Annotated in this window: 10 protein-coding genes; 8 read left to right on the top strand and 2 right to left on the bottom strand. The window is 46.8% G+C overall.

Translation table 11 applies throughout. The features are described from left to right. Positions 1 to 178: 178 nt before the first annotated feature. A complete protein-coding gene (locus ACTRXD_RS13500) occupies positions 179 to 865 on the top strand; it encodes a tetratricopeptide repeat protein (RefSeq protein WP_442432313.1) in 687 nt (228 codons plus the stop codon). Positions 866 to 941: 76 nt separating this feature from the next. Here ACTRXD_RS13500 and ACTRXD_RS13495 read toward each other — a convergent pair whose 3' ends face one another. Together ACTRXD_RS13495 and ACTRXD_RS13490 are read right to left on the bottom strand one after the other, a co-directional pair. Further along, positions 942 to 1,811, bottom strand: coding sequence for a transporter (locus tag ACTRXD_RS13495; RefSeq protein WP_442432312.1), 870 nt, complete (start codon positions 1,809 to 1,811; stop codon positions 942 to 944). 234 nt (positions 1,812 to 2,045) lie between these two features. Then, a complete protein-coding gene (locus tag ACTRXD_RS13490) occupies positions 2,046 to 5,549 on the bottom strand; it encodes a PAS domain S-box protein (protein ID WP_442432311.1) in 3,504 nt (1,167 codons plus the stop codon). A gap of 1,018 nt (positions 5,550 to 6,567) precedes the next feature. Here ACTRXD_RS13490 and ACTRXD_RS13485 point away from each other — a divergent pair. From ACTRXD_RS13485 to ACTRXD_RS13455, 7 genes are all read left to right on the top strand, one after another. Continuing rightward, positions 6,568 to 8,832 (top strand): AAA family ATPase, encoded by a 2,265-nt coding sequence (locus ACTRXD_RS13485; RefSeq protein WP_442432310.1) that lies wholly within the window; start codon positions 6,568 to 6,570, stop codon positions 8,830 to 8,832. Positions 8,833 to 8,893: 61 nt separating this feature from the next. Next, complete coding sequence (locus ACTRXD_RS13480) at positions 8,894 to 9,640, top strand: CpsD/CapB family tyrosine-protein kinase (protein ID WP_442432309.1); 747 nt, start codon at positions 8,894 to 8,896, stop codon at positions 9,638 to 9,640. An 84-nt stretch (positions 9,641 to 9,724) separates the two neighbouring features. Continuing rightward, entirely contained in the window at positions 9,725 to 11,209 is a 1,485-nt protein-coding gene (locus ACTRXD_RS13475) for a GumC family protein (RefSeq protein ID WP_442432308.1), read from the top strand. Between the two features lie 746 nt (positions 11,210 to 11,955). Then, a complete protein-coding gene (locus ACTRXD_RS13470; protein WP_442432307.1) occupies positions 11,956 to 13,587 on the top strand; it encodes a glycosyltransferase family 4 protein in 1,632 nt (543 codons plus the stop codon). A 721-nt stretch (positions 13,588 to 14,308) separates the two neighbouring features. Further along, on the top strand, positions 14,309 to 15,382 hold the full coding sequence (locus tag ACTRXD_RS13465; protein ID WP_442432306.1) for a glycosyltransferase family 2 protein: 1,074 nt from the start codon (positions 14,309 to 14,311) through the stop codon (positions 15,380 to 15,382). Beyond that, positions 15,379 to 17,646: a DUF4838 domain-containing protein gene (locus tag ACTRXD_RS13460; RefSeq protein ID WP_442432305.1), complete on the top strand. Its 2,268-nt coding sequence runs from the start codon at positions 15,379 to 15,381 to the stop codon at positions 17,644 to 17,646. Before ACTRXD_RS13465 ends, ACTRXD_RS13460 begins: the two co-directional genes overlap by 4 nt. Positions 17,647 to 17,814: 168 nt before the next feature. Continuing rightward, positions 17,815 to 18,966, top strand: a complete 1,152-nt coding sequence (locus tag ACTRXD_RS13455) for an O-antigen ligase family protein (protein ID WP_442432304.1) — start codon at positions 17,815 to 17,817, stop codon at positions 18,964 to 18,966. The last annotated feature ends 40 nt before the right edge of the window (positions 18,967 to 19,006 follow it).

Here is a 19,006-nt window from a genome sequence, read left to right as displayed (position 1 = left end):
GGAGGGCTCATTTGTCGACCAATCAGCTCAATTTTTCCTCATTTGATACCTTCCGTCTCAGTGTCACAATACCTTTGCCTTTCATTTCCTCATGATTTTGAACATGCATCCATGTTGCCTCTTTCGGGCGTCCAGCTGCTACCAATCCATCCTCCTCCTTTTTCTGGTGGGATGGATCATGAGCCCACCTCCTTCTCTTCGGCCTGAAGTCCTCCAAATTGTTCCTGAATCCTCACCACCTTCAGAGACCTGCACCGCCCACGCACCGGTCACGAACGAATGTGTCGAAGCCGGTCTTCGGAGGAGGCGTGAATTGCTCCGGGCGGAACCCGCATTCCAGGTCAATTCTCCCGCGACTCATCTCAAATTGGCGGAAATACTCACCCAACAGGGAGACCCGAACGGCGCCATTGAGGAATATCGGGCCACGATTCAACTTGATCCCGATCTCGCCGGGGCGTTTCAAGGTCTGGGAGCCGTCTATCTTGATCAACACGAATGGAAACAGGCCGAAGTAGCCCTTGATAGAGCCGCACAATTAGAGAGCGGGAATAGTCAGACCGAATACTGGCTGGGACGGTCCCGGTTGGCACAACAAAAATTTCACGAGGCTCAGCAGGCATTCAGCACAGCGACAAGACTGAATCCCGCCGATGCGGAAGCCTTTTCCGATTTAGGTCTGACCTACATGGCACAAGGTCAACCCACCCAGGCCATCGACGCTCTTCGCCAGGCCATTGGCTTGCGACCGGATTATTCAGAGGCCCATTCCCGCCTGGAGCTGGTGGAGGCCTTCAAACTCAACCAGGATCAACTCGTCATTGAGACCGCAAAAATTTTAGATCTTCTCTTCCGAAGGGAATAGAGGTCTCTTCCGTCCCCCCGCTCAACCCTCATGTCAGGTGAACGAACGACGCGCTCCGCCTTCCTTTCCAATAAGGCTAAAATCTCCACGAGATTCCTGCCCCCGTCAGGAAATCATCACTTCCATGAGTCAGTCCGCCTCCCACGCGTGCATCCAGTTGAAGATTGTATGTCAGTTGATAGAGCACACCCGTTTGAAGAAAATTTGCGCTCCCACTCGCCACATCCCTGGGATACAATCCGAAATATTCCACAAATCCGGTTAAGCGATCACGAAGGATGGCGCTGAGCCCGAGAGACGAAGAGACTTGCACAAACCGCGTTCCCTGAGAAGTAGGACTGCCGACATTCACCGTCCCGAATATCCCCACTTGTTCATCCAACCCATACGTCAAAATCGTCCGGAATAGCGGGTCGACCCGATCCGAGGAGAAATCCTTATCTCCCGTGGGAATGGACAGTCGGCCGACGAAACTCAACCGTGGCCTGAACCCTTTTTGCTGCCAGACCTGCACTTTAAATCCCAGGCCAAGATCATTAAACCCATTTACATCACGGCCATTGTCAATGTAAGTCAGGGTTGGCCATTCCACCCGGAATTCCACAGTCTCGGTCAATCCAATACGGACAAGGGTCTCAGGGAAGTTATGCGTTTTGACATCGGGAGATGCCTTTTCAAGAGAAAAGGTATATCCCGTTTCGATTTGAATGCGTCCTGGAGTGATCGTTGCCGGGCTCAGGCTGAATGTCGGGCGATCCGTCGCAATCGCCTCGGAAAAAAAGCTGGCCTGCCCCATGATCCACGGACGGGAGGAAGTAGGTTCGCCCCCATTTTCCTGCCCATAACACCAGGACTGTCCGATCAGGACCATACACAGTGACCATCCTAAGACTCCAGGGAGCGATCGTCCAATTCTTGTGATGTCGGGAAAACAGAATACGCGCATAGAATTTCGAATCCATTTGGCTCAAAAGCGTACCGTGATTGCCTTGAATGTTGTCGTCCAGAAAATGATGAAATGGGGCCTAACTTTTTACCAGGTCGCAGCCGGTGGCTCATCTATGAGATCCCGAAAATAGGAGAGAACATTATCCAAGGATCAATTCGGCATTTTTCTAACAGGCTTTGCCTTCATGAAACCCGTCTCTAATATTTCTCGGAAGGCACGATAGGAAAGGGCTTAGGAAATTTGATTCACGACCTGTCGGATGGCCTCAACTAGTTGGCTGGCAACACTCCCTTTGGTCACATACATGGCGGCCCCGGCTTCGAGCAGCATTTTTTCGATCTGTTTGTCCTCATGAACCGATAATCCGATGACCCTGATTGAAGGATGTTCCTGGGTAAGCCACTTTGTCGCCTCGATGCCATTGATTTTTAGCATGTTGACATCCATGATCACCACATCGGGAAGGACCAGTTGGGCTACCGCTATCGCTTCTTCTCCATTTTTTGCTTCTCCCACGATGAGAAAATCTTCATGGTGTTCCAACAGGGTTCGGATTCCTTCACGAATCATGGCATGATCATCGACCAGAAGAATTCGAACAACTTTTTTCCTTGAACCACCCTGCGCGATTGGAACGAGAGATTTCGGAATTCCTTTGGAATCTGAGTTCGACGCAACCGTTGGGGAGACCGGCTGAAGCGGAACCACGAGGGTAGCCTGAGTTCCCTTCCCTGGTGCGGATTCGATGTAAAAATGCCCGCCCAGCGCTTCCGTTCGTTCTCGAATACTAAACAGTCCGAATCTTCCAGGTTTGGAATAATCTGTTGATATCGGCGATGGGTGAAACCCTTTCCCCGCATCCTCCACCTTTACGTGAAGTTCCTGAGATGCGGTCCTCTTGAGGGACACGAGGGCTTCGCTCACTCCAGAGTGTTTAATGATATTAAAGAGCAATTCGCGAACGGCCTGAAACACAAAAATAGCCTGATCCTCCGAAAGCTCTATGGCCTGGTCTCCATGCTGTACCTGCACACGCAAGTCATGGCGCTCCATCTGCTGACCCAACCATGTCAGGGCCGGAACGAGCCCGAGTTCATACAGAATGCTGGGACTCAGCTCGGCAATCAACGTGCGTGTATAGGAAAGGGAGTCGGAAAGGATTTGATCGATTTCCTCCAGATTGGTCTTTAAGGCAGGCATGCTCCACTCATTGACGGCCTGAGCCAGTTTCATCCGGCAGACCACAAGCAATTGCGCCAGGTAATCATGCAGTTCGGTGGACAAGCGTCGCCGTTCCCGTTGTTCCGTGACCACCAACTCGGAGGTCATGGCTCGTAAATTATCCTGATAGACCAACAGATCACGAGTCCGATCAGACACCCGTTGCTCCAAGGAATCATTCAATTCCTGCAGGGCCTGCTCTGCCTGTTTTCTCGCGGTAATATCGGTTGCGATGCCACATATCGCGTTGGGAATTCCTTGGGCATCGTATAAAGGAAATTTCATGGACAGATACGTATGCACCCCATCCGGGAGTTCGATCTGCTCTTCAAATTCTTGCGGGGTTCGAGAGTCGAGAATCTCCTGGTCATTCGCACGTAGGCGTCGGGCATCAGCCGGGTTCATCAATTCATAATCCGTCTTTCCTAAAATGGCTTCCCGAGGCATTTGGAAAATGGTTTCAATCCGTTTATTAATCAGTTGATATTTCCCATCCAAATCTTTCACAAATTTGGCCGTTGGAGAATTTTCCCATATCGCCTGGTGGCGGCTTTCACTCGTTCGAAGGGCTTCTCCAATTCGTTTTTGCTCGGAAATATCCCGTTCAATCAAGGAGTGGCCAATCAGATTTCCATCCACGTCCAGAATTGGAGAAGTCGTCAGGGATACAGGAAACACCACACCCTCATTTTTCATTCGGAAGGATTCCTGAAGCGTCGCCCCGGTTTCGTTCAAAAGAAGGGCCAAGTCTGAAAAAGCGTCCTGTCGTGATTCCGGGGGAAGGAGAATGGAGAAAGACTGATCCACCATTTCGGAGGTAGCATACCCATACATCTTTTCCGCCCCATGGTTCCAACTGGTGATTATCCCGGCCCTATTGAGACTATAAATGGCATCCTGAGATGATTCCACAATTGAGGCCAAACGTCTCAGATTTTCCGAAACGTGTTTTCGCTGTTCAATTTCTATCTGAGCGGATTGGTATAAATGGGCATTATCAATGGCAATGGCGGCCTGCGAGGCAATACCTATGACAATGGCTTCACCAGTGTGGGTAAACCTGTTGGGTTGTGAATGACCGAAAAATAATCCCCCCAGGACTTCTCCGGAGCGGGATACGACCGGGACCGCCAGATAACTCTTGACGGGAAGATGCCCGGGGGGCATTCCGTGATGAGGAGGCATTTGTCCATATCGAGGGTCTGCCGTCACGTCGGCGATTCGAACCACCTCATCCCCAGAAAATGTCGGAGCGAAAATAGGTGTATTTCTCGGCATGGGAAAGCCATCAAAGGCTTCGCGCGGAACACCGGAGATGGTATATAAGGCATAAGACTCTCCCTTTTCATTCACCATATTATAAAAAAACGCCCCGAATTCCGCTCCCGTCAACTCACGACACGCATCCGTGACGGATTGAACCAATTTTTCTAAATTCAATTCGGCTGCCAACGAACTGCCGATTCGATTCACCACCTCCAGCGCATGTTTTTGCTGCAGAAGCCGTTCCTGAGCCTGCACTTTTTCAATGGCAATAGAGGCCGAATGCGCAAGAAATTCCACATACTCTTTTTCTTCGGTGGAGGGTACCCGTGGAACAGGAGCATATAAGGCAAAGGTGCCTAGGACATCCCCATCACTCGCGAGAATCGGCGTAGACCAGCAAGCCTGTATCCCATATCTCCCGGCTAATTCCTTAAAATGCACCCAATTCGGATGCTCGAAAATGTTTGCCACATACACAGGCTCTTTGAGATAGGCTGCTGCACCACAAGACCCAACCTCCGGACCGATTTCCACACCATTTATTGCTTGACTGTAGCTCTCGGGTAGAGAGGGGGACGCAGCATGACACAGCCGACATCCATCCTCCAGCAGAAGGATAGAAGCCCGTACACCGGTCTGAAAATATTGTTCAATTTCCAGGCAAAGCTTTTCTAATATAATGGAAAGGGGGTTGCCGGCAATAATATTTTCCAGCACGTCGGTATGGCGTTTGAGAATATACTCGCTATGGGGAAGTGGCCCGCTGTCGCCAAACGTCATAATGGCGCCGATCACTCTCTGGTGTTCATCTTGTAGCGGGTGGGCACTGAACAGGACATCGGCAAACGTTCCATCCTCTGTTGTCAGGCAGACGGCTTCGTTGCGCAATGATTCACACCCCAGAATTCGTGAGAGGTACTTACTGCTCAGATTTGCTGAAGATGCAGCGGAAGGCTGCTTCCTCCCGGTTGGAAGGGATAGATGAAAAATTTCATCAAATGGGCGATTCAAGCATTGAAGGTGATAGTAACGATTGACTGCAGGACTGGCGCGAATGATGTTTCCCGAGGTATCGCAAACAACCAGGGCTTCTCCAGCGTGCGCTAAGACTCCGAGGAGAATACGTTCCTCGAATCCTACGCTCTCACATTCCTTTGCCTCAGGTCCGACGGGAGCCATGGCCGAATCGGTGGTCCTGCCCGGCAAAGTTTCTTCAGACTTGGCATTGGAGGCGTTCGGATTTTCCATCGGGTTCAATTTCAGGGAAAACATTTTATCCGGTCGAATCCCTATGGACCCCATGACCAGATCTGAGATTTTTACGTGAGTCGAGAAACGGCTTGAAGGTTCTTACTGCTGAATTTTGGCATGTAGACACACCACATCCTTATCCTAAACCAGGATCAAAACCCGACTGCTATAAAAATGTGCTTCCCATTATTTCAGCTTTTCAATGGAAGGAAACCTATCAAAAACCCTTGACCGTCAACCCTAAAAGCTCCCGAGGGGAGCAGAGTGACCATAATACATTTACCCAGGGCCTGGAATCGGTGAAATGAACGCTACCATATAGATAACCCTTTATGAAAATGAATGGGAAAAAATGAACACTCCAATCAAGCGATGGAGAGACTGATAAACCATGCAGCCTTGGTCGCCCGGATTTTCACAGGAGCGACCCCCCATGGCCTGCCAACCTAAGGTCCTTCGGGGGAACGATTCTTCCCTGAAGAGAAGGTGCCTTGGTTATGAAAATTAGAGTGGTCTCCTTTTAGGAAATCACTAGCTATATATTGATATTTTTCGTTATAATCGGTAAATATTTATACAGTACATATTCTTAATGTTTTTTCATCCTCATTATCATACCTTTTTACCCAAATGGCGTATCTTGATAGACTAAACCTCTCAAAATTCTTTCATCCTTAAGTGCTGTGCATGCGAAGCTCGAATCTTCGTTCTTTCCCCCAAGTGCAGTGTCTTAACTCATTTTGGAAAGCCTTGTGGACATCGGGTTGATTGTGGACTGAGGGAATCAAAACGACTGTACAACAATCGACGATGTTCCCCTTAAGGTCATTTAGAACGAGAGCAACAAAAAAAGTTGTTGTTCCCTTTCCTGAATTATCGTACCTGTCACCTGTGTGACCTTGTTGAATAAATATGAACCAGGGGGGCAGGTAACCGAAAGACAGGAAAGGTGCATAAATTTTGGTTTCCACTTTTAAGCGAGCGATGCTCAGAAACCCATAAGTAGGAATACACGATGTATTTTAATTTTTTCGGGTTACGGACCAAACCATTTAACACCACTCCGGATCCGGATTTTTTGTATCTCAGCCCCGGCCACAAACAGGCATTGGGTTCCCTGATCTATGGAATAAAGGAAAAAAAAGGATTTATTGCCGTCACCGGCCAAGTTGGTCTTGGAAAAACAACGATTCTCCGATCGTTTCTGAATCAAAATCATCAGGCCAATCAGGAAACGGTGTATCTCCTCAATCCCAACCTGTCATTTACCAATTTACTCAAGACCCTGCTGCGGGAGCTGGGACAGACACCCATTGAGGGGGACGATGCAGAAGTATTGGAACAACTGCATTTCGTCCTCATAGAAAAATATCGAGAAGGCCGGACCGTGGTGCTCTTGATTGACGAAGCGCAAAATATGCCGGTGGATACCTTAGAGCATCTGCGGATGTTGTCAAATTTAGAAACCCCAAAAGACAAACTCATTCAAATTGTGCTGTTGGGTCAACCTGAATTAGATGGCCTTCTCGATCAATATGAACTCCGACAGCTACGTCAACGTATCGCCGTGCGAGCCATCATTCAGCCCCTCTCCAGGCCGGAAAGTTTTGAATATATCCGGCATCGGTTGGACAAGGCCGGCGGAGAAGGGAAAAAGATTTTTACAAACTCGGCCTTAGTCCTAATTGTGCAGGAAGCCAAGGGGATTCCCCGGCGCCTGAATATTCTCTGTGATAATGCCCTGGTCACCGCCTTTGGATATAACACAGCCTTGGTGACAGCCAAAATTGCTAAAGAGGTGATCGGTGATCTGACCGGCCGACCCGCCCACTCCCTCTGGAAATTAGTCCCCCTGATTGGCTTGGCTCTCATCCTTGTCCTTGGACTGGTCGCGCTCCTGCCCCTGACTGAATCAAAATTTTCGGATATACCTTCAAATAGGATTGGACAACCGGTTACAGATAAGGAAAATCCAAAACAAGACCTCGCATCTGATCAAGATCTCCTCAGTGTAGAAGAATATACCCCATCCCCTACTCAATCGGGTCCGACTTTGACCGAAAGAGCACAGACGTTCGTAACGCAATCAGTATCTGAAGTCTTTGAGAAATTACGAAACCGGGTCAGCTCGAATTCCGAATCAACCATGACTCAAACCCATGGCAACACACCTACCAACTCTGACAACCAGGAAGACCTCCTGCTTGCCGGGATTCCACAGGATAACTTCCAAATTGAGGCACCTCCAGTTTCAGATGAGCGAGAAGTACCCTCAACCTCAGAGACCGCATCGCCTGAAATCCTTCCCCTTCAACAAGAACACTTCGATCTCTCCACGCAGGAACAGGTTCTAATGAAGGCTGCAGCAGACAGTCCGGAAAATGGAGCGAGTCTTGGTCAGGATGAAACAGAAACACCATTTATCCAGTCGGCCCAACAAGAGCTCCCCGAGCTCTTAATTCAGGAAGAAGGGATTGCGACGGCTGAAGGTAATAATATGGTAGAGGGAACTCCGGTGGTACAGGATGAGGCAAATCCACCATCCGAAAATGTCAGTGAGGCCAATCCGGTTCAAATGAGTCCTGAAAACCTCAGCGAGCGTGCAGGACAACCCACAGTAGCCGCTGAAGAACGAATGAGTCCACCTAGCCAAGATAATTCTCCTTCGGTCCCTGTCTCTCAAACACGTGTGACATTGCAGGAAAGTCCAAGTAAGCCAGAGGTGGGTTCCTCATATTCACCCGTCACCAGGATCGTGGAAAAGGGTGACACAATGGCAAAGTTATTGCATGATGTGTATGGGTCGGCGAGTCCATCTACCGTTAAATTCGTTCTTGAACACAATCGGCATATTGCAAGCGTGCGAAGAATGTATCCGGGGCAAAAGATTATATTTCCGCCCTTACAAAGCGTCGAGAGCAAAAAAAAGATGGCTGAGGCTGAAGAGCCTTTGGGGTCGGCTAAACCTAAGGAATTACCTCCTTCGAAAAAAATCTTTGCTCGCTCTTCCACCCAAACCAACCCGAATGAAATCAAAAACCACAAACGCGAATCTCCCTATGCTGTGGCTACCGTACAAGAGGGCGATACGCTAGAAAAATTGGTCAAGGTTGTCTATGGATCGTCTCATCCGAGCTACGTTCAACGTGTCCTGGAGTACAACCCAAAAATTCGGAATCCCAAGAAAATCTTTCCAGGGCAGGACATTGCCTTTCCGAAAATTCCTAAAGATGTGAAAACGCAGACAGACCAAGCGTCTCAATCCAATTCATCTGAATAGACGGTGAAGTAATTTTGCCAAAGTAGCAAAACCTTGAATAACTCTGTATGAGAATCGCCAAATGAGTAAAGTATACGAGGCCTTGCAACAGGCCTACGAAAATCAACGTGAAGTCATCAAGATCCATCCGATAGAAGAACGCCCACGTTCGCAACCGGTCGTCGTTTCCAATTTACCTCCTCTAAAAATGAGGCGAGAGATGGTGCAACTGGAACAACGCCTTGCCGGACTTTTTCCTGATCCCCATCACAATATTGTTCAATTTATCAGTAGCAGGAACCAGGAGGGGGTCTCCACCATTGTTCAGGAGTTCGGAAGAGTCCTGGTTGAAAAACAGGGGAAGTCCGTATTGTTGGTGGATGGAGATTCTCAAAAAATAACCCAACATCAATTCTTTGGAATTCCTCCCAAAACATCTTTGCAATATATCATGCGGAATGGGGGGGATTTAGATCAGGCCATCACGCCTGTTCTCCATTCCCGTTTATTCCTTGCCTTGCTGTCCGGAAATACCTCAGAAACCGTTCATCATGAAGTCACAACAGGCAAGCAAGATTTATGGACCCATATACGAAAACAGTTTGACATGATTATCATCGATACCGCACCGATCGATATCTCTGATGAGGGCTTGGAATTGTGTGCGGCCGCTGATGGAGTGGTGATGGTGGTGGAAGCAGAAAAAACCCGTGCCAAGGTGATCTCTCACCTTAAAGACCGGATTGTGCAGAATGGTGGAAATCTCCTTGGCATGGTCTTCAATAAACAACATCATTACATTCCCAAGTGGATTTATAGGCGACTATGAACCCCTATCATTTCGGTAAAAATGATTGGCTAAGTGTTACTTTATAGCTAAACCAGTACTACTCTAGCTCCCTTCGCATTGAACATGAATAACCCTTCCGCTCAACCATCAGGACTCATTTACGAAAGTGACTTTTTGAGAATACGGGATATTCTCACGGTTCTTTTTAAGCATCAACGGGTGATAATCGCGATTTTCCTATTATTTACGATTCTTTCCCTTCTTGTTCCGATGAAGATGACGCCAATTTATCAAGCCGAGGCAAGTCTCATGGTTAAAATTGGAAGAGAGCATATTTACAACTCGGAAGTAGGGGATCAATCTCAGAAAGTGGCTTTTGATCTTCAGGCACTCATTGCTCCAGAAATCGAAATACTGACGACCCGAGATCTTAGATTGAGAGTTTTGGAAGTACTTGGAGTCGGCACCATATATCCTGATATTTTAGAAAATGAATTTTTAACTAATTCGCCCCTGGAGACGGCCCAGGGACGCTTTCAAAACAATTTAACTGTTACTCAATCTGGGAAATCGAATGTAATAAATTTAACCTTCGAACACCACGATCCCGAAGTTGCAGCACGTGCGCTCAACTTACTCAGTGAACTTTGGAAAGAGAAACATCTTGCCATTTTCAGTAACCCACAGGCCTCATTTTTAAAGGAGCAGGTTGAAGTTTTTCGTAAAAAGTTAGAACAATCAGAGACCACTCTGCAGGAATTCAAGCAAGAGCATGAGATTTCATCAATTTCGGATCAACGGAAACTCCTCCTTGATCAACGGCAAAATTTCGACAGTAGGTTAAAATTTAACGAAGATGAAATACAAGGATCGGGTTCGAAAATACATTCACTGAGGAGACAGTTGAAGGATATTCCTGAGTACATTCCAATGTGGACAGAAAAGGAACAGAAGGACCAGATCGTTGATGCTACCCGACAGGAGTTGCTGGATCTTCGGCGAAAAGAACACCATTTATTAGGTAAATACGAAGAGCACAGTCGAATGGTTACTGATATTCGTGAAGAAATAGCTCGAATTCAGGCTTATATTAATGAGCAAGAAGCTCAAATTAAAGATGATCAGGTGACTACTATTAGAAATCCTGTTTATCAAGACCTTCAGTTGGAGCTTCTAAACACAGAATCAGAATTAACTTCTCTCAAAACTAAGGGAGGAGTTATCCAGAGACAAATAGAGGAAATTGCCCGTCAAATTGCACGCCTTAATCGATTAGAAAAACAGTTTGATGGGCTTCAACGTGAAGTCGACAAAGACCGCGAGAATGTAAAAATGTATGTGGGAAAACTTGAAATGGCTAATGTCTCTAGGCAAATGGATGACAGACAAATTGCCAATGTAAGTGTGATACAAGCGGCCTCAATCCCTATTGCACCGATTAAACCCAGAAAACTCCTGATCTTTGCTCTTGGAATGGGATTGGGGATGCTAAGCGGAATGGCGTGGGCGTTTGTCTCGGAATTGCTCAAAACTAGTTATATAAGACCGGAACAGGCCGCCCTTGAGCAAGGGATCCCGGTTCTTACCAGCATTAGTTATAAAAGCTAAACGGGGCAGCAAAGCGATGCTCTGCCGGTTTGGGGGTTTTAAACGAATGGCCCTGGCGAGTGAAGTGGATGTCTTCGAAGGAACTTGAGTAACAATTGATAGAGATTGTGAATTAATTCTCCAGGTCCTTTTCAACCTACGTGAGTCATTTGGGGTACTTGTCAGAAGGGGCTTTACTCAGTCTACAACAAGCTGATTTTGGTAAAATTTCGGCAGCAATGAATTTGTTAACGTTTCTTTCACCCTCAAGATGGATTGACAAAAACCCCTTATTAAAAAATGAAATAATGGCAATTGTTTCTTTAAATACGTATGATATTTAGTGAGGTTAACAGGAAAGTTCTCATTTGCTTTTCATGTATTTAATATATAAAATTTTGTATTTTCCGAAACAGACATCAGATATTAAATTTCTAGTTCATGGGTCTGGCGGAATAAATTTTTTATTTTTATGTATTTAATTCTTTCCATTTATCCCCTCCATTCATTCCGCAGATTTGACCTGGTTTTTTATGAACAGGCCCTAAATTAGGTTTTCTCAAATTGATTCTTAAATAGTTTTTTGTTTCAGTTGTGGATGATAAGGATCGGTTAATGGACCGCTTTTGTCAGTCCAACTCTCATTTTCGCTGAACAATTCTGCTGAAATAGCTGAAGTGTGCTACTTGTTCACCTTTACTAAAATGCATGCCAATTTACCCTTCTTGACCACAGGGTTCAAGGATGGTTTTTCCGGTTCCCTCTAAATGGTAGAAGTATTATTCTATGCCTTCCTGCTGTCCCTTCTTATTGGGACCATCTTGACTCCTTGTTTAATGTTGGGAGCCAGACGGTTTGACTTGTTGGATCAGCCTGGGCATCGAAAAGTTCATAAGCAACCCATTGCCAGAGTCGGGGGCATTGCTTTTGCGGTGGGCGCGTTAGTCTCCATAGGTTTTTGGATTCCAAAATATGACGTTGTGATCGGGGTGATTGGCGCATCAATCATTATTGTGAGTATGGGCAGCCTGGATGATTTTTGGGATCTTCAGGTCCGGTATAAATTCGGTGGGCAATTTTTGGCAGCCGGTGTGGTTGCAACCTACAGTCAACTCTCCTGGCAGCCGTTTTCGATGATCTTAGGTTTTGAATTTCCAGACTGGTTGGCGATTTCCCTAACCATGATTCTGCTTGTCGCGGTGACAAACGCGATGAACCTGTCAGATGGACTTGATGGCCTAGCGGGCGGCCTCTCCCTTTTGAGTTTTGGCCTGATCGTGTTCATCGCGTATCATCTGGAAGACCACCTTGTGCTTTTATTGACGGTTCCGGTTATAGGGGGACTACTTGGATTTTTGCGATTTAATACTTTTCCGGCTCGCGTGTTCATGGGGGACGGTGGAAGCCAATTTTTAGGGTTTGCCCTCGGAACAACCGCACTGCTTTTAACCCAGCCAGGACGGTCCTCGGTCAGTCCGGTGTTGGTGCTGTTTTGTATCGGTGTGCCCTTGTTAGATCTGGTGGCAGTGGCTACGCAACGGATCCTCGAAGGGAGGTCGCCTTTTTACCCGGATCAAGAGCACCTGCATCACAAGCTTTTAAGGCTGGGGTTCTCGCATGATCATGTGGTGCTCTTCATCTACTTCTTACAAATTTGTCTGGTGGGGTTGGCCTATGCCTGTCAATCGAGCTCCGGGGTTGTTCTTGCGAGTCTATATCTACTCATCCTGGCTGCGATGGGGGCCTTCTATTACATTTTTTCTACCGGGAGACTGCTGGATGGTATCAAGATATGGAGAGTCAGAGCTTTGTATTGGCAGTCCAGGTTCCAATTGGTACCGTGGTTTTCTCAAACATGTTTGTACGGCCTTACGATAGGCGTCGTAGGTTTCCTCTTCTTGGGAATGCTTCTTCCCCACACAACGCCTCTGGCAGTCTCGTACCTCGCACTGGGACTTGTGCTAACGGTCTTTCTTAGGATGCTGGGCAATCCCAAAGTCGTTCTCGCCATCACAAGACTGAGCCTCTTCCTGGGATCCACCCTTGTGCTCTATCTCGTTGAAAACTCCCTCCTGGGAGTGGGAAGTGAGGTAGCTCTCGTGTATCAAATTTTTTTTGGGATTCTGGTTCTCTTGCTGCTTCTGAACATCCATTTAAATAAAGGCCATGGGTTTCAGGCCACTCCCATGGATTATTTACTTCTCTTTTTGGCGTTGGTTATGCCATTTCTCCTGGGAATTCAGCTGGGGCAGGTCGAGCTGGGTTCCATGATAGCAAAACTTATTGTCTTATTCTTTGCCTGCGAATTTCTGCTTCAGGCGTATTCCAGCAGGACGCGCCAACTAGGATACCTGTCAGGAGCTGTCCTGTTAGGCTTTGGTCTTCAGGGATGGTACTAACTGATCCTAATTAATCTGATCGGATTTAACGCATGCTGAAAAAAATAGGAAATCTATCGTGGTCTCACCAATAGGGGTAAGTAATAATTTTCCTCCTAAATGAAGCTTGTCCCTCCAATGTGGGGCAAGTCGGGTGGGGAAAAGATCGTAGCAGGAAAACCAAAAATTCCAGAACAAGACTCTTAGAGCAAGTAAGAAGCTGAGATAAAAACGGTTTCTATTCGTAGGTCCAACTCAACTTTCTGACGTAGGAGAGAGTGGGAAAACCTCATAGAGGCGAGGATTCCCGAGGATATCTTCAACTATTTTGCTACCTTCTATAATTCCAACCGTCGGCAGCCGCAAAATATTTGATCTGAAAATATCATTTCAGAGGGCGCAGCTTGGTGGGCGTTTGCATTCCTCCCATCTGGTATTGAGGCGATCACGCAATATATTGTGGAAGGTATGGTTGCATGTCCTTTCAAGTAAGACAAGGAAGGACTGTCGGTATAGAGAAACCAAAGAAAAAAGTTCTTGTGTTTCTTGCAGGGAATGAAAATTTACCTTGAGTTTCAATTCTGTGTAAAAGATCGTCATCGGATTTTGGTAGAGTTCTGTGTGGCCGTGCGACCCCGCGCTCAATAAATCAACAGACGTAAGGCTGAGCATAATATTTATTTAAAGAGGTATCGCATATAGGCCCAAAAAGAATGCGATTGTCTATAGGAGATTTGAGAACTTGGATATTTTGCACGATAAGGCATGCACAGTACCTCATGTTTGTGTCGCTATAGTAAATTGGAATAGCGGACCCGAAACGCTTGAATGTTTGGAGAGTGTCTTTCGTTTGGACTACCAGAGTTATCAGGTTATTGTTTGTGACAATGGTTCCAGCGACGGATCAATGGAGAACATTAAAGCCTGGGCAGAAGGGCGTTTGGATATCCTAAAATCCGGAAATCCCAAGTTGCGAGCTTTCTCCTTTCCACCAATAGAGAAGCCTGTGAAATATGTTTTCTATGATCGCTTTACGGCGGAATCCGGAGGGAAGGTTGGCGACAGCACCGCACGGTTAATTCTCATACAAACAGGCAAGAACCTCGGTTTTGCCGGAGGCTGTAATGTGGCCATGTGTCATGCTCTTGAGCGGGCTAATTTTGACTATGTGTGGTTACTCAACAACGACACGGTCGTATCCAAGGATTCCTTATCCGAACTAGTTGGTCATATGAAAAAGAGGCCTGGTGCTGGAATTTGTGGGTCGACTCTGCTGTCGTACGATGAACCGGATCGAGTCCAGGCGTTAGGAGGCGTACGATATAACAAATGGATTGGCACAATAGAACCAATTGGCGAATATCAATCGATCAGCAAGTTGCCTAGATCAGAATCTGTAGAAAAACAAATGTCTTATGTCTTGGGTGCATCAATGTTGGTTTCGCGCCAATTCCTTTGTGATATTGGGCTGTTGAGCGAAGAGTATTTTCTCTATTTCGAAGAGCTTGATTGGGTTTTTCGGAGCCGCAGCAGCTATTCTCTGGCCTATGCACCCAAGAGTCTTGTGTACCACAAGGGAGGAGGAACGATTAATTCTCAAAAAGTCCCAAGTGAAGCCATAGATTTTCTTGCCCTGAGAAATCGGCTGTATTTTACTTACAAACACGCTATTGTGGCTTTCCCAAGCGTCTGGATAGGGATGGTAGGAGTGGTCCTGAATAGAATCAGGCGAGGACAAATTAAAAGGGTTTTCCCTATTATCCAGTTAATGTTCGGCAAGTGGGAATTATCGTCAATTTTTGGTAAGAAGGCATGAACTTTTTCAACGGTTACCGATATGGTATCTCAGTTTTCATCGCGTTGCTTGCCTCATTCATCTGTTCAGGATTTTCTGGTGCCTCCGACAAAGAACTTGTCCTTGCGGACCATGGAACGACTAAGTACGAAATATTCGTGAGTGCCTCTGCTACTCCGGCCGAGCGGTATGCTGCAAAGGAACTTGCAACCTATCTAGGCAAGGTTGCGGGTGCGAAATTTCAGATCAAAGAGGTTGATGGGTTGTCTCCTGACCCGTTCGTTATGCTGGGTAGTCGCATGGCCGGAGCTCCTCGATCTGTGATGGAGCCTGCTTCTAAAGATTTGCTGTCCAATGGCTTTCTCATTCAGACAAAAGGTGAAGACCTCATCATTACGAGTCAATCTCCTGAAGGGCTGCTCTTTGGTGTCTACCATTTCTTGGAAAACTATCTGAGCTGTCGTTGGTACTCTTCGGACTTTATGGTCATACCTTATCGCGCCAAAGTCACAATTCCTTCTACCTTCGACCTCCAAGTTCCACGGTATGTCCATAGAGAGGTCTTCTCGGCAGATGCCGACAATCTCGAATTTTACGTGCGGAACCGGATGAACGGTCAGTTTGGGCATAGGGCGGTACGACAACACGAGCAAAGATTTGGTTCCTTATCAAACATTCGTCCAGTTGGAGTGCACGAGCTGATCAGCCGCTCCAAATATGGCCGAAGTCATCCAGAATTTTTCGGTGAAGGCCAGCTTCGTTTCGGTAAGGCCTCGGTCCGGGCCAAGGCCATTGAGGCGGTGCACCGAAAGTTAGGCCGCTGGCCACAAGAACCCTACTTTCTCCTGATCTCGCCTGCTGACATCGACTCCTACTACAACGAAGATGAGGACAAGGCGCTGATTGATGCTGGACGTGCGCCCGGAACAGCCTTTTTCGATTTTGTGCGTGTTATCGCCGATGCGGTAAGAGAAGAATATCCGCAAGTGACCGTTTTAGCATTAGCCTATACATGGTCTCGCAAACCACCCATTAATATTAAGTTACCCATAAACATGGGAATCATGCTCGCTAATATTGAGGTGGATTTTTCAAAACCCCTCGACAGTGCAGGAAATCGTGATTTTCTTCATGACTTAGAAGGCTGGGCCAAGCTAACTGATTCAATCATCATCTGGGACTACATTACTAATTTTAACAGCTATATACAGCCACATCCCAATTTTGGAGTACTTGGTAAAAACTTGAAAATTTTGTCTCAATGGCCACAAGTGAAGGGGGTATTTGAGCAAGGCAGCTATGGTACCAGAGGGGGAGAATTCGCAGAGTTGAGAGCATGGGTACTTTCAAAATTATTATGGAATCCCCAACAAGACGAGAAGGTTTTAATTCAGCAATTCCTAACTGGATACTACGGCCCTGCAAGCCAATTCATGGCAGACTATCTTGCTCTATTGGAAAAATCGATTCAAGAACATCCGATGCATCTTTCTGTTAAAGTTCCGCCGACTGCGGCTTACTTCAGTCAGGACTTTTTAGTCCAAGCTGACCAGATCTTTCAGAAGGCGGAACATGCCGTGCGGAATGAAGTTAAATTTCTACGTCATGTCCAAGCGGCACGGCTTGGGATTGACTATGTAATTTTGGTCAACAACGAACGTTTTAATACCGCCGTGAAGAAATATGACAGAAATCGAGAAGATTATGATACGAGGTATACGCGCTTCAAACGATATCTGAAGGACGCAAAAATTACGTCCCTTCGAGAAGGTGGGCAGCAGGCAGGTATGGATGCGCTGATAGATACTTTGAGACTCCCACGGAATTCAGTGATGCCGCCAGAGGCCTGCAAGAACCGTTCGCCTGGGAATTGTATTGATTTCCAGGATATCAATTTTCGGCTTGCCGGGGATGCCAGGCTTGTTCCTGATGCGATGGCATCCGACGGATCAGCTGTGCGAATGGCAGGAGGTAGCGATGTTTGGGGAATACAATTGTCTTTAAGTGAATTGCCAACTGAAGGTAAATGGAAAGTGTATTTCAGGGGTCGAATAGAAGAAGGTTTGGGAAAGGGAAACGATATCGCATTCAAGGCAGGGGTCTACCCTGGCCTGGCTCAGGAAATAACAATGAATCAAATGGTAGGCAAGGGCTATCTTGAATTAATACTCCCTGGAGTATGGACAAGGGACAGAAGTAAATACATCTGGATGGCGCCAACAAAATCTAACTCCACTAAAGCTTTCTATATTGATCGAATATTCGCAGTGCGTGCGAATCATTAGAAGCTTAGATCCCCTTTTTTTAGACTTCTTTCGAATCAGCGACACGAAAAATTGACTAGATCCATCCCTTCCCCAGCGGTGCAGGTAGGCCCCAGAACTTTCTGGATAGGGTGTTACTTCATCGTATTGTTCCTGTTGTCGCTTCAGTCGACGAAGATATCTTTGGGTATGGAGATTCGTATTGGTCAGATAGCTCTGGTCGCTGTCTTTTGTGTGTTGCTAGTTACTGACTTGCAGGGCCGTACGGCCCAAATGGGAATGCTGCTGATCCTCTTCTCTTTCGGCCTGCTCTTCATGGCCATTAGTAGTGTCTCCCTCTACCCAAAAAATAAAGAGAACGGATTCATTATTAAGTATCTCTTTATCTATCCTGCCGCCTTTTACCTTGGACAACGGGCTCTTCGTCTTTTGGAACCTAAAGGGGTCATACGGATATGCGAGTCAGTGCTCTGGCTTTCCTGTCTGCTTTCTATTGTCGTTCATTATTACCCAATTTCTGGCCTGATGCATGTACGTCCGCCACACTTATCTATAGCATTGAAAGGTACCTTTTGGGAGCAAACGGTCCTGGCTTTCTTTTTCGGTCTGCTGTTGGTGACATCATTAGCGCTGCGGATCAAATATAGAATATGGCCCTCTACCACATGGAGCATATGGGTTTTATATTTGCTTGTCGTTACTTGCATTGTGGCAAGCAAGAGCAAAAGCTTTTGGCTTGCTGCGTGGTCTTCTCTATTGTGTGTTGTCCTGTTCAACCGTGACACGTTTGCCCACAATATTGAAGCGTTAACATCGATAAATAAAGTCGCGGTAAAGGGTTGGGGCTTACGGGTATTCGGTGGGGTGTGTGTGTCGGTGCTTGCCGTGGGTTTGTATAACTCCAGTTTGGACCCTCAGGAACAAATTGTGAATGAGGCGATGTTGCAGCATAAGTGGGAATCCGAGCGAGGAGCGGTATTGGGGGCGAGTTTAGACTTGATCGCTCAGGAGCCATGGTTAGGGTTGGGGTTTGGCGCCGTCGAAATTGCTACAGCAGATACGGGAATAGGTACGGGCGAAGGGACTGGGATGATCTTTAATTCCTATTTGGATATGTGGATCTCTGTTGGAATCCTTGGATTTCTGTATTCCCTATGGATTCTCTTCACATCCTACGGACGGCAAAGTTTGCCTTCACAAATTATTGTGGTGTATCTATTTATTGCCGCTAATCTTAATCCCATCGCCCAAAACGAGGAGTATTTTATGTTCCTTGGTTTTGCCTGGGCATGTGCCCATGAAACTAGGAACACCCCTCAGTTTGTAAGGCAGCCTACATGAGTGGTTTGGCCACTGAACGTCTCGTCGTCTCGTTAGTGAG

This window comes from Nitrospira sp. T9 (assembly GCF_052156535.1).
GTDB lineage: Bacteria > Nitrospirota > Nitrospiria > Nitrospirales > UBA8639 > Nitrospira_E.
The sequence above is the reverse complement of the archived record's forward strand: the minus strand, read 5'-3'. Positions and strand labels throughout refer to the sequence as shown.

Bases quoted from the DNA above. Each gene is read 5' to 3' on its own strand.
- ACTRXD_RS13455 (WP_442432304.1), top strand. From the start codon at position 17,815: ATGGAGATTCGTATTGGTCAGATAGCTCTGGTCGCTGTCTTTTGTGTG.
- ACTRXD_RS13495 (WP_442432312.1), bottom strand. From the start codon at position 1,811: ATGCGCGTATTCTGTTTTCCCGACATCACAAGAATTGGACGATCGCTC.
- ACTRXD_RS13475 (WP_442432308.1), top strand. From the start codon at position 9,725: ATGAATAACCCTTCCGCTCAACCATCAGGACTCATTTACGAAAGTGAC.
- ACTRXD_RS13500 (WP_442432313.1), top strand. From the start codon at position 179: ATGAGCCCACCTCCTTCTCTTCGGCCTGAAGTCCTCCAAATTGTTCCT.
- ACTRXD_RS13490 (WP_442432311.1), bottom strand. From the start codon at position 5,549: ATGGAAAATCCGAACGCCTCCAATGCCAAGTCTGAAGAAACTTTGCCG.
- ACTRXD_RS13485 (WP_442432310.1), top strand. From the start codon at position 6,568: ATGTATTTTAATTTTTTCGGGTTACGGACCAAACCATTTAACACCACT.
- ACTRXD_RS13470 (WP_442432307.1), top strand. From the start codon at position 11,956: ATGGTAGAAGTATTATTCTATGCCTTCCTGCTGTCCCTTCTTATTGGG.
- ACTRXD_RS13480 (WP_442432309.1), top strand. From the start codon at position 8,894: ATGAGTAAAGTATACGAGGCCTTGCAACAGGCCTACGAAAATCAACGT.
- ACTRXD_RS13460 (WP_442432305.1), top strand. From the start codon at position 15,379: ATGAACTTTTTCAACGGTTACCGATATGGTATCTCAGTTTTCATCGCG.